General features: G+C 34.8%; 12 protein-coding genes. 6 read left to right on the forward strand and 6 right to left on the reverse strand.

The window, feature by feature from the left end; all coding sequences use genetic code 11:
* Positions 1–93 precede the first annotated feature (93 nt).
* The 6 genes from M2326_RS12320 (at position 94) to M2326_RS12345 (ending at position 6314) form a co-directional block, all read left to right on the forward strand.
* Complete coding sequence (locus tag M2326_RS12320; protein WP_264619862.1) at positions 94–867, forward strand: tetratricopeptide repeat protein; 774 nt, start codon at positions 94–96, stop codon at positions 865–867.
* Between the two features lie 41 nt (positions 868–908).
* Entirely contained in the window at positions 909–1481 is a 573-nt protein-coding gene (gene ribH / locus M2326_RS12325) for a 6,7-dimethyl-8-ribityllumazine synthase (protein ID WP_264619863.1), read from the forward strand.
* A gap of 148 nt (positions 1482–1629) precedes the next feature.
* The gene (gene mutL, locus M2326_RS12330) at positions 1630–3501 is read left to right on the forward strand and encodes a DNA mismatch repair endonuclease MutL (protein WP_264619864.1); all 1872 of its coding nucleotides are present in this window, start codon (positions 1630–1632) and stop codon (positions 3499–3501) included.
* A complete protein-coding gene (locus tag M2326_RS12335) occupies positions 3498–4253 on the forward strand; it encodes a rhomboid family intramembrane serine protease (protein WP_264619865.1) in 756 nt (251 codons plus the stop codon). Before mutL ends, M2326_RS12335 begins: the two co-directional genes overlap by 4 nt.
* An 80-nt stretch (positions 4254–4333) precedes the next feature.
* Complete coding sequence (locus M2326_RS12340; RefSeq protein WP_264619866.1) at positions 4334–5197, forward strand: rhomboid family intramembrane serine protease; 864 nt, start codon at positions 4334–4336, stop codon at positions 5195–5197.
* Between the two features lie 70 nt (positions 5198–5267).
* Entirely contained in the window at positions 5268–6314 is a 1047-nt protein-coding gene (locus M2326_RS12345) for an endonuclease/exonuclease/phosphatase family protein (RefSeq protein ID WP_264619867.1), read from the forward strand.
* A 150-nt stretch (positions 6315–6464) separates the two neighbouring features.
* Here M2326_RS12345 and M2326_RS12350 read toward each other — a convergent pair whose 3' ends face one another.
* From M2326_RS12350 to M2326_RS12375, 6 genes are all read right to left on the reverse strand, one after another.
* Positions 6465–7091 (reverse strand): WbqC family protein, encoded by a 627-nt coding sequence (locus M2326_RS12350; RefSeq protein WP_264619868.1) that lies wholly within the window; start codon positions 7089–7091, stop codon positions 6465–6467.
* Positions 7092–7322: 231 nt separating this feature from the next.
* Complete coding sequence (lepB, locus tag M2326_RS12355) at positions 7323–8900, reverse strand: signal peptidase I (protein WP_264619869.1); 1578 nt, start codon at positions 8898–8900, stop codon at positions 7323–7325.
* A 34-nt stretch (positions 8901–8934) separates the two neighbouring features.
* Positions 8935–9636 (reverse strand): 4-hydroxy-tetrahydrodipicolinate reductase, encoded by a 702-nt coding sequence (dapB, locus tag M2326_RS12360; protein WP_264619870.1) that lies wholly within the window; start codon positions 9634–9636, stop codon positions 8935–8937.
* Between the two features lie 54 nt (positions 9637–9690).
* Positions 9691–10278 (reverse strand): DUF5683 domain-containing protein, encoded by a 588-nt coding sequence (locus M2326_RS12365; protein ID WP_264619871.1) that lies wholly within the window; start codon positions 10276–10278, stop codon positions 9691–9693.
* Positions 10278–11177 carry a ParB/RepB/Spo0J family partition protein gene (locus tag M2326_RS12370; protein ID WP_264619872.1) on the reverse strand — a complete coding sequence of 300 codons (900 nt, stop codon included), beginning with the start codon at positions 11175–11177 and terminating at the stop codon, positions 10278–10280. Before M2326_RS12370 ends, M2326_RS12365 begins: the two co-directional genes overlap by 1 nt.
* A gap of 4 nt (positions 11178–11181) precedes the next feature.
* Positions 11182–11949 (reverse strand): ParA family protein, encoded by a 768-nt coding sequence (locus tag M2326_RS12375; protein ID WP_264619873.1) that lies wholly within the window; start codon positions 11947–11949, stop codon positions 11182–11184.
* Between the last annotated feature and the right edge of the window lie 922 nt (positions 11950–12871).

Consider the following 12871-nt stretch of genomic DNA (forward strand, 5'->3'; position numbering starts at 1 on the left):
TACTGTTTTTTGTAAATAATTTATAAAAAGCGTATTTTTTTGCGTGAGTTTGAATAAAAATTTTATTTTTGCGGTTCACTAAATTTAATTGAAATGGCTACTTATAATAAAAGAGGATATAAAACACCAAAAGAAAAAGAAGTTAAAGATGCTGTTGAAGACGTAATCATTGATGGGAAAGACAGTACTACTGCTGAGGTTTTTTCAAAATTAGATGAAACGGCTTCTAAAACAGAAGACTGGGTTGCTAAAAATCAAAAAATAATTATTGGTTTTGTAGGAGCTGTTGCTTTGTTTACTGTTGGATATCTAGCCTACCAGAAATTTATTGCTGAGCCAAAACAAGATGATGCAGCAAACGAAATGTTTGTAGCACAACAAAATTTTGAAAAAGCAACTAATGGAATTGCAAGTGATTCTCTTTACAAATTAGCCTTAAACGGTTCTGAAGGTAAATTTGGATTTATTAAAATAGCTGATGAATATTCTGGTACAGATGCAGGTAACCTAGCAAACTATTATGCAGGTATTGCTTACTTGAATACAGGTAAATTTGCTGAAGCGATTGATTATTTGGGTAAATTTAGCTCAGAAGATATGATTTTGAGTGCTTTGGCAAAAGGAGCAATCGGTGATGCACACGCTGAGAAAAATGAACAAGATGATGCTTTGTCTTTTTATGTAAAAGCAGCTGAAACGAATAAAAATGATTTTACTACGCCACGTTTCTTGTTGAAAGCAGGTAAAACAGCATTGGCTTTGGGTAAAAAGGCAGACGCTTTGAAATATTTTACAGATATTAAAGAAAACTACGAAAACACTCCAGAAGGTGCTTCTGTAGATGCATTGATTGGATTGGCTCAATAAGTTGAGAGAATAGAAAACAACATCTAAAATCAGGATAAACTATGGCAACTGAAAATAAAAATTTATCTGTTTATGATAAAAGTACACTCCCTAATGCGAAAGATTTTCGTTTTGGAGTAGTAGTGTCAGAATGGAATGAGCAAATTACAGAGGGATTGTACAAAGGTGCACTTGAGGCTTTTTTGGATAACGAAGTTCCGGAAGCAAATATTATTCGATGGAATGTTCCAGGAAGTTTTGAGTTGATTTACGGAAGTAAAAAAATGTTGCAAACACAAAACGTAGATGCCGTTATCGCTATCGGTTGTGTAATTCAAGGACAAACTAAACATTTTGATTTTGTATGTGAAGGAGTTACACAAGGAATTAAAGATTTGAATGTTCAGTCTGATGTTCCAGTTATTTTTTGTGTATTAACGGATAATACGCAGCAACAATCCATTGATAGAAGTGGAGGAGTTTATGGAAATAAAGGAACCGAAGCAGCTATTGCAGCTATCAAAATGGCCTATATTCGTCAACAAGCTTCATTGGCCCACGAATATAAAAAACCCGCTTTATTAAGTTCTGGTCAATTACAGATAGATAATGAGCCTCTGAAAATAGAGGAATAAAAAAGTACAACTATTTCATTAATAAACCTATACTGTAATAATTTACAGTGTAGGTTTTTTTGTTTTATTTATGATTGTAGATTTTCTATAAACACACATAAATTCCTTAAATTTGGCACTTTAAACTATAAAATCGAAATTATTTTCAATGTCTAGTATTATCCAATTACTTCCTGATCATGTTGCCAATCAAATTGCCGCTGGAGAAGTCGTTCAAAGGCCAGCTTCGGTGGTGAAGGAATTGATGGAAAACGCCGTTGATGCCAAAGCTACTGATATCAAACTTATTATCAAAGACGCAGGGAAAGCCTTGGTGCAAGTCATTGACAATGGTGGGGGGATGAGCATTACCGATGCTCGTTTGTGTTTTGAGCGTCATGCTACTTCCAAAATTCGTTTAGCAGAAGATTTATTCTCATTAGGAACCAAGGGGTTTCGGGGCGAAGCTTTGGCTTCTATTGCGGCGATTGCTCATGTCGAGATGAAAACGAAACAAGAGCAAGATGAGTTAGGTACACAAATCGTGATTGAAGGCAGTAAATTTGTTTCACAAGAAGCTGCTGTATTACCCAAAGGAACCTCCTTTGCCGTCAAAAACTTGTTTTTTAATATTCCAGCACGACGAAATTTTTTGAAGTCTGATACGGTAGAATACCGCCATATAGTTGATGAATTTCAGCGTGTTGCTTTGGCACATCCTACAATTCATTTTACATTTTATCATAATGGTAGTGAGATGTTCAATTTGCCGTCATCGACTTTAAGGCAGCGTGTTGTGAATGTTTTTGCTGGTAAAACCAATGAGAAAATAGTCCCGGTACAAGAAGATACAGATATTGTCACTATTCAAGGTTTTGTGAGTAAACCCGAATTTGCTAAAAAAAGTAGGGGTGAGCAATTCTTTTTTGTCAACGATCGTTTTATTAAAAGTGGTTATTTGCACCATGCAATTATGGCAGCTTACGATGGGATTTTGAAAGATGGAGCACAACCAAGTTATTTTTTGTACTTAACCGTGCCACCAAATACAATTGACATCAACATACATCCAACTAAAACTGAAATTAAGTTTGATGACGAGCATGCAATGTATGCTATTTTGAGAGCATCCATTAAGCATAGTTTGGGGCAGTTTAATATTGCACCAGTATTAGATTTTGATAGAGATGCCAATCTTGATACACCATACAGTTTTAAGGATCTCGGAGGAGCAACACCGACCATTCAGGTGGATCGTACTTTTAATCCTTTTTCGGATGATAAAATAAACAAACATTATGCTGGAGGTGGTGGAGGAGGAAATGTTTCGTATAAAAAAACAGCATCTACAGCCAACTGGGAAAGCTTGTATGTAGGACTCGACAAGGAAGAAGAGTTTGTTGCGACTAGTGGTATTGAATTTGAAAGCGAAATGGTGACGGGGTCTTTATTTAACGATGGAGAAATTGAGCAAACAGTTCAAAATACTTATCAAATTCATCGTAAATATATCGTTTCTCCCATCAAATCTGGAATGGTTATCGTAGATCAGCAAAGAGCACATCAACGAGTGCTATATGAGCAATTTTTGACCAATATGACGGTCAATCAAGCCTCGAGCCAGCAATTATTGTTTCCTTTAGAATTGTATTTTTCCACTACCGAAATGGAATTAATAGCCGACTTAAAATTATCTTTGGTCAATACCGGATTTATATTTGATGATTCCTATGGTGAACATGTAGTAATCAACGGAATTCCTGTAAATGTGGTCGAAAGTGAAGTCTCTATTTTATTGGAACAATTGTTGAGCGATTTGCAAGATGGTATTCCCGAGAATAGTTTCAGTCAAAATGATTCGATTGCCAAATCGATGTCGCGAAGTTTGGCTGTAAAAACAGGAACGTCGTTGACAATCAAAGAACAAGAAAATTTAGTTAATGGACTTTTTGCCTGCAAAGAGCCCAATGTATCCCCTTTTCAAAAACCTACCTTCATCACGATGCGTGTTGAAGATATTGATAAAAAATTTGCAGTATGAGAAATGTAACCGAAACGGTCAAACAATTAATAATTATCAATGTCCTATTTTTTATAGGTACAACTATCGTTGGAGATCCTGCGTATAAAATTTTGGCCATGTTTTTTCCAGAAAACGCAGACTTCAAAGGCTGGCAAATTATTACACATATGTTTATGCATGGTGGTTTGATGCATATCTTTTTCAATATGTTTGCTTTGTATTCTTTTGGATCTGCCATGGAGCACTTTTGGGGAGGTAAAAAGTTTTTGTTCTTCTATATTTCTTGTGGTTTGGGTGCAGCAGCATTGCACACTGCAATCAATTACTATTATTTTAACGAAGCCTTGGATATTATCACTGCAAATGGATTTACTAAAGCAGAGGTATTGCAGCTTTTAAACCAAGGAAAAATTAATACACATTGGCAAGATATTCTTACCGTTACACAATTTACCAATTTTACAAGTGCGTTTGGAGGAGTTATGGTGGGAGCCTCAGGAGCTATTTACGGAGTAGTTGTTGCTTTTGCTTTCATGTTTCCTGATGCAGAATTATCGTTAATGTTTATACCGATTCCGATCAAAGCAAAGTATTTTGTACCTGGTTTGGTCTTGATCGATTTGTATATGGGTATTTCTGGTCAATCCTTATTTGGGGGTTCTGGAGGAGGTGGTATTGCACATTTTGCTCATGTAGGAGGTGCATTATGTGGACTTTTCATCATGTGGTATTGGAAAAAAAACCAGTTTAATGGAAATCGTTGGAATTAGTAGGTTTTTAAATAATAGACTTTAAAAGTGCAAACTGCTGTGTTTCAGATTAAGTTCTCACCAATTAATTCAAAATAGAAATGAATATAGTAGAAGATTTAAAATTACAATATAAAGTTGGAGGAATAGCACATCGATTAATTTACTGGAATGTGGGTTGTTTTTTGATCTCCTTGGTTTTTTTCTATCAGTTTCAAGGAGGTGATTTTAATTTTCCTTCATGGATAGCCTTAAAGACAGATCCAATACCATTTGTTTATGCTCCTTGGACCTTTTTGACCTATGCATTTTTTCATGATGGATTTATGCATTTGTTCTTTAATATGATGGTGTTGAATTTTTCCAGTACATTGTTTTTGACTTATTTTACACAAAAACAATTTTTAGGATTGTATTTTTTATCGGCAATTTTCGCTGGAATTGTATTTGTGGCAAGTTATTATTTTCTAAATATCAGTTCGGGAATTGTAGGTGCTTCAGCGGCAATAATGGCTATTTTAGTGGCTGCAACTACTTACCAACCTTTAATGAATGTGCGTTTGATGTTGATTGGAAATGTGAAATTGTGGCATATTACAGCTGTAATTTTAATTTTGGATCTAATGCAATTTCGTTTGGGAAATACAGGGGGACATATTTCTCATTTATCAGGAGCTATTTTCGGATTCATTTTTGTCAGATTATTACAAAATGGAATCGATTTGAGTGCTCCCGTTTCTAGTGTAATTAATTTTTTTTCCAATTTGTTTAATAAATCATCAAAAACACCGTTTAGGACTGTACATAAGAATTATACCAAACCTGTTGAGAAAAGTGAGTCTAGAGTGATTACTAAAGATAAATCTCAAAAACAGATTGATGAAATTCTAGATAAGATTAGTCAATCAGGTTACGATAGTTTGACCAAGCAGGAGAAAGAGTTTTTGTTTAAAGTAGGGAAGTAAGATTGATATCTTGATCTTTCACCTAGATTTATAAAATTATTGGTAGTTTTCATACCGAATAAAAAATGATATGAAAAAGCTTTCGTGGTTCAATAGAGGAATGTTTTTTTTAAATATAGTATTAACAGTAGTCACGTTTGTCGCGTACATTTTGCCTTTTTTGGCTCCCAAAATGTTTCCGATATTATCTGTGCTGACCTTATTCATGCCTTTTTTTTTCATAATGAATGGTTTGTTTTTTATGTACTGGGCAATCCAGTTCAAAAAACGAATGGTACTTTCTGGTTTAGTCTTATTAATGGGGATTACCTTTATCAATAAATTTTATAAATTTTCTGTAAAAGAATATCCAGAAGATGAGAAAGACTTTGTAGTAATGAGCTATAATGTTCGTTTGCTAAATCTTTTTAAGTGGTTGGACAGAGATGATGTTCCGCTCGATATTCTGACATTTATAAATGATAAGAATCCTAATATATTATGTATTCAAGAATATTCGCAGTCAGCCAACATTGACTTGAAAATTTACCCGCATAAGTACATCTATATGACGGGGAATAAAATAAGAACCGGTCAAGCAATTTTTTCTAAATTCCCTATTATCGATCAGGGAAATATTGTTTTTCCCCACTCCAACAACAATGTAATCTATGCTGATATAAAAAAAGGTAAAGATATTATTCGAGTGTACAACATGCATTTGCAATCAATTAAAATTTCGCCTGATGTGAATGAGATCAATGACAATATTGATGCTATGAACCAAGGGAAGTCGCAAATGATGTTATTTCGAATTAGTAAAGCTTTTAAGCAGCAGCAGGACCAAGCCGAAATATTAAAGGAACATAAAAGACACTGTAAATATCCTGTGATTATCTGTGGCGACATGAATAATAGTGCGTTCTCTTATGTGTATCGTAATATAAAAGGAAATCTAAAAGATAGTTTTGAAGAAGCTGGACTTGGCTTTGGTAAAACCTATAAGTTCAGGTATTACCCTGCTAGAATTGACTATATTTTTGTGGATCAAAGCATAAAAGTAAAAACCTTTGAAAGTTTTTCGGATTTTGAATACTCCGATCATTATCCTATCATGGCTAAAATAGCGTTGGACTAGTCTTCTTTTTAATTCTAGAAATATATTTTAACGTAAAATATTAAGTACAGTTAAAAACTTCTATACTAAGAAAAAATACAAAACTAATCCTTTGTACACATTTTAGCGACTACCTTTTACTTGTAGTTGTTATTGTAGTAATGTTATATATTACGGCAATTGTAAGGATTGATTTCTTGCATAATCAATCGTGAATTTTCCTTCGTTGAATAAGAGGTCAAGAACACTTAGGTTATTTATGAAACCATATTTATCATCAAATACTTGTTGGTATGGTTCAAAAGTAGAAGGGTCTTTTTTTCCGTTGGCTAAAAAACGATAATCTTTGATAAGATTAGGATCTACCTCATGGAAATATTCTGTTGTGGTGGTATACTTTAGTTGTAAGCGCAAGCACTTAGTAAGCGTCTCAAATACTTCGTAGTTTAAGTCTAGTAAAAATTTGTATTTTTTCTCGAATAAAGGCGTTAGATCGTCTATGAAATATTCGTAGAAAGGCGAACTCCTGTAGGCTGCTTCGAGCGATTTGTAATGTTGTTTTTGCCAATCAAAGTCTGAATCAATCAAAATATCTTTTGTCTTTTGATGATTGTCTTTGGAGTGTTTAGTGGGGATATTCAATAACTGAAGTCCGTTGGGACTGTAGATGTAAGCGCGGTTTCTATTGGTTTGTTTTTGGAAATTATCTTCTTGTTCGAAAACAATTTTATCTGCCTGTATCATAGCCGAAAAATGACTGATGGATGGGAAATAGGTAGGGAGAAGTAAAGTATTCATCTGGATACGTTATAAATTGTTTCGGGTGTTAAAGTAATAAACGATGGAATCTTGGTAGGTTTCGATGACTAGTTAATTTCGCTTGTAGCGTTTGCGTGAGGGATAGTAGTGAAAAGCCCACAGCTAAGTGCAGCGATAGCGGAACTTAGCGAGGACTTGTAACGAATAGCCCGACCCGCTTTTTTTTGCGGGTCACGCCCAAAGTTAAGCTATAAATACCTTAATATTTAGCTAGATATCGTCGTTGCTTTTTCTTTTTTTATAAAAATGTTCCCCTACGAAATATATTGCCAAGAATATTAAGAAATATTTTAAGTACGATTGTGGTTGTCCTTCACCACTTACCGTTGTGAAAACGCGATCCCAACGTACTTTGTTGATTCCTTTACCATTTGCATCTAAGCTTAGCCAAATGAAAATTGGTTTTCCTACAATATGATCTTCTGGAACAAATCCCCAGTAACGGCTATCCTCGGAGTTGTGGCGGTTGTCTCCCATCATCCAATAATAATCTTGTTTGAAAGTATAGGTGGTAACTATTTGACCGTTTAAACGAATTTCGCTTCCTGTTACTTTTAGATCATTATTGTTTCCATTCTCGTCTTTTTCGTAAGTTTTGATTATTCTTTCGTAAAAAGGGAGTGTCTCTTGGTTTAATGCTACTGTTTTTCCAGCTTGTGGAATATAAATTGGTCCAAAGTTATCTCTATTCCATTTATGAATATGAGGAAAAATACCTTCTTCAACTCCTTTAGCAATAACTTGCTTAACGGCTGTAATTCCAGGGGTATTTTTTAATCTTTCTGCACTAGCTGCAGTTAATGCTCTGAAGAATACCGTATCGCGAGATTGTTCGTTCTTGAAACCAGCACCATCTGTAATGTCTAATTCTTTAATTAAAGATTCAAAATCAATAGGCGTTTTTCCATCAATTGCAACGGCATAAGAAAATTGTGGCTTCGCTCTTTCAGGCATGGCCAATACTTTTCCGTCAATGTAAACGATTCCATCTTTGATAGAAAGGTTGTCACCCGGTATACCTACGCATCTTTTAACGTAATTGGATTCCTTGTCAACTGGTTTGATTACACCTGGACGACCTTTTGGCTCAAAAAAGTAATGCACGGTATCTACAGGCCAGTTAAAAACGACAATATCTGTTCGGTTTACTTTTTCAATTCCTGGCAACCTCATATAAGGTAGTTGAGGGAAGTCTAAGTAGGATTTCTTTTTGGTGCCTGGTATAGAATCGTGTACCATAGGCAAAGCTACGGTAGTCATAGGGACTCTTGCTCCAAAGTTGGCTTTGCTTACAAAAAGGTAATCACCAATTAATAACGATTTCTCTAAGGAAGATGTTGGGATGGTGAAGGGCTGTATGATATAGGTGTGTACAATAGTTGCAACTACGATGGCAAAAAGTAGAGAGCTAATGGTATCAGCAGTTTTATTTTCTGGGACTAGGCTACGGTCGGCAACGTACGTTAATTTTTGGGTATAGTTAATATAACCAACATATAGTCCACAAGTAAAAACAGCCAAAAGGGTATCAATAGTACTGCGTTTTCCAAAACTTCTTATGGTTTCTACCCATATTACAGGAAACATAATAAGGTTGATAATTGGAATGAAAAGTAAAACTGTCCACCAACTAGGGCGTCCTATGATTTTCATTAATACGATAGCATTGTAAACAGGAACGGCAGCTTCCCATTTATTTCTTCCTGCAGCTTCGTACATTTTCCAAGTCGCTACAAAGTGTACAACTTGAATGAAAAGAAAAAACACAAACCATTGAAATAGGGTCATAGATTCTTAGTATTAGTGGTTAGATATTTTGTTGTTATTTGATGTTTAATACATCTTTCATGGTGAATATACCTTGTTTTCCGGCAAGCCATTCTGCAGCAACGACTGCACCAAAAGCAAAACCTTCACGAGTGTGAGCAGTATGCTTGATTTCGATACTGTCCACATTTGAATCGTAGTTCACTGTATGTGTCCCTGGTACTTCGTCCAAGCGCACAGCTTTAATATGAATTTCATTTTCTTTGGCTTCGTCAAGTGTCCATTTAGTGTAGTTACTGTTTTCGATCACGCCTTGTGCTAGTGAAATTGCAGTTCCACTTGGAGCATCAAGTTTATGAATGTGGTGAATCTCTTCCATACTGACGTTGTAACTGTCTAAAGTCGACATCATTTTGGCTAAATAATTATTCAACTCAAAAAAGATATTAACACCAAGACTAAAGTTGGAACTAGAAATAAAGCCTCCATTTTTTTCTTTACACAGAGCAATCATTTCTGTATAATGCTCTAACCATCCCGTTGTCCCAGAAACTACGGGTACATTGGCATGAAAACAACTAGAGATATTTGCAACTGCAGCCATGGGAACGCTGAAGTCGATGGCAACATCAGCAGATTCTAGACCATCATAGGTATTGAATTCGTCTTTTCTTAAAACGATTTCGTGACCTCTTTCTATAGCAATTCTTTCGATTACTTGACCCATTTTTCCGTATCCTAAAAGCGCAATTTTCATTTCTTGTTTTTTATAAATTAAAAATATAAGTTTGAAGTTATATTTATATATGATTTAAAAGTTATAATTCATCGTCAAACCTACTCTAGTTTTTGCCGTCAAATCATTTTGGTATAGGCTAGGTTTGAATGATAAATTGTCATCTACATTAAACTGGAGTAAAGCAGCGTCAACGTTGGCATCAATGATGTTAAGTACATAAAAACCAACAATAAACAAGGCTGATAAATCTCGGTTACGTTGGTAGAATTTTTGAGCACTTATCAATCGGCTATCATCTAAGTAACTGTATTTGTCATTTGTAAAACCTTCGAGTCTTTGTTTGTAAGCATCCCGAAAAGAATGGTACTTTTTTTGACTGTCAAGATAAAAATACAAACTGGTTCCTATAGCACCATACACCAATGGGATTTTCCAGTATTTTTTATTATAAGCTTGTCCCAATCCTGGCAAAACTGCCGAATAAAAAGCGGCTTTTGCTGGTGTCAATGGATCTATGTCGTTGGATTTTACAAAAGGCTTATCAGACTTGAGAATCAGGTTGTCTTTAATAACAACTGGTTCTGCTTGCCCTCCTTGAGAAAAAACAAAAGATGTTCCAAGTAGAAACAGGAATACCGTTAAGGATACTATTTTATTCACTATCCTTTGATTAATTCCATTATTCGATTAAAATCGTCTTCCGATATAAAAGGAATTGTGATTTTTCCTTTACCGTTTCCAGCTACTTTAATATCTACTTTGTTTCCAAAATACCTGTTGAAAGTTCGTTTTTGATCTTCATCGACTTCAAACGAAACTACTTTTGCTTTGGTTGCTGGTTTCGGTTTTAAACTTTCGTGGTAATTTTTTACTAAGGCTTCCGTATCTCGTACCGAAAGGTTTTGACTTACAATTTTTTGATAAATATCGGTTTGTCTGTCCAGATCTTCAATGTTGATGATTGCACGACCGTGTCCCATACTAATGAAGCCATCACGAATACCGGTTTGTATAATCGGATCTAGTTTCAAAAGACGCAAATAGTTTGCAATCGTAGATCGTTTTTTACCCACACGATCACTCATTTGTTCCTGTGTCAATTGAATTTCATCAATTAAACGTTGGTACGAAAGTGCGATTTCGATAGGGTCTAAATCATGACGTTGAATATTTTCTACCAATGCCATTACCAATGATTCATTGTCATTCGCTATACGAATATAGGCAGGTATTGTAGTTAATCCCACAAGAGTTGAAGCTCTAAGACGGCGCTCCCCTGAAATTAATTGGTATTTGTTGAAGTCTAATTTTCTTACCGTAATTGGCTGTATAACTCCCAATTCTTTAATAGAAACGGCAAGTTCTCTTAATGCTTCTTCGTTAAAATTGCTTCTAGGTTGGAAAGGATTGATTTCGATAGCATCAATTTCAAGCTCAATGATATTCCCAACGACTTTGTCAGCGTTTTTATCTGTTGCCGATGTAATATCGTTTTCTGGATCTTTTAATAAGGCAGATAATCCTCTTCCTAGTGCTTGTTTTTTTATTGCTTTGGCCATAAAATTAGTTGCTGTTTTTCTTTATTACTTCTTCAGCAAGACTCAAATAATTGACTGCTCCTTTGCTGGTTGCGTCATAGTTGATAATGCTTTCTCCAAAACTAGGAGCCTCACTCAACTTCACATTTCTTTGTATAATGGTATCAAAAACCATATCGTTAAAGTGTTTTTGAACCTCTTCAACTACTTGGTTAGACAAACGCAATCTCGAATCGTACATGGTTAACAATAAACCTTCGATGTCTAAATCTGGATTGTGTATTTTTTGTATACTTTTAATTGTGTTCAAAAGTTTACCTAAACCTTCCAACGCAAAATATTCACACTGGATTGGAATAATTACTGAGTCGGCCGCTGTAAGTGCGTTCAACGTAAGCAATCCTAACGAAGGGGCGCAATCAATAATGATAAAATCATATTGATCTTTGACACTTTCCAATGCTTTTTTAAGCATGTATTCTCTATTTTCCTTATCTACCAATTCGATTTCGATGGCCACAAGGTCGATGTGAGCAGGAATTACATCTACGTTTGGAGCAGTACATTTGATAATAGCTTCCATTGGTGTGTTGCTGTGTTCCAAGATTTGATAGGTACCAATCTCCACATTCTCAACATCAATTCCAACTCCTGAACTTGCATTCGCTTGAGGGTCAGCATCAATAAGTAAAACTTTTTTTTCTAAAACGCCTAAGGAAGCTGCCAGATTCACTGACGTTGTTGTTTTTCCAACTCCTCCTTTTTGATTAGCAATCGCAATGATTTTGCCCATTTATTTTGTGTAAATTTTGAACGGTAAAAATACAATTTATTATGGTTTCTAAAAATCTAATTTGTTAACATTTGTTAATCATCGATATTATGGATTTAATGCCCGATTAACATGTAAAATGGGAGTTTTTTGGATTCCAGATAGCTATCGGTATACGAAAAATGCAGTTCTGGATATTTGTTGTAATCTTTTTTTGAAGTAGAAAAAATCTCGAAAATGGATTCTTACTACCCTACCTCACATAAATTTAGCATTGTTTATAAAGATTGGATTTCTTTGTATTTTAAAAGAGTGAAAGTAAAACTTCCTAGGTGTTGTTTTTTATATCTTTGACCTACTTGGCCATAAAATAAGCCAAAAACTAACGCGCCATTACCAATGCAAGCCCATATAAACCACGAGGTTTGCGAGAACAAAGTCACTTTTGAATTACTTCTTTTAATATTTTCATGTTTGGTGTTAAAAATGTATTACTCCTGTAATTGTTGTAGAATCTCATATTTGTAATTTTCGAGATCAAATTGTGGAGCGTTAAGCTCTGAATTTCCGGTGGTGAGAGTATGTTTTTAAGTAGTTTACGATAGTATATAGGATAGCTTCTTGATGATACAAAGCTGGTTTTGCTATGGTAATAAAAACTCTTTAGGATTTGTTGCTTGTCCAATACAGTACGGATAGTAGTGAATATATTGGTAGGGTCCTGTCGTATTTGAACAGTTTTGGATGATTTTCTTCGGAAGTGCTTTTATTTATTGTAGTTGTTTGTAGTGTCGTTCTAATTTTTAATAAGTCTATTGGAAGGGTTTTGGTTTCGTTAAATTAATTTTTTGAGGTAAGCAGTTAGTTACATATGATCTCCTTTTGACAAATATTATCTGCTTTTACCATTCTTTTGATTAAATTATTGAATATTGTGTCTTTG

Origin of the sequence: Flavobacterium psychraerolatum (assembly GCF_025960985.1) — a bacterium.
Lineage (GTDB): Bacteria > Bacteroidota > Bacteroidia > Flavobacteriales > Flavobacteriaceae > Flavobacterium.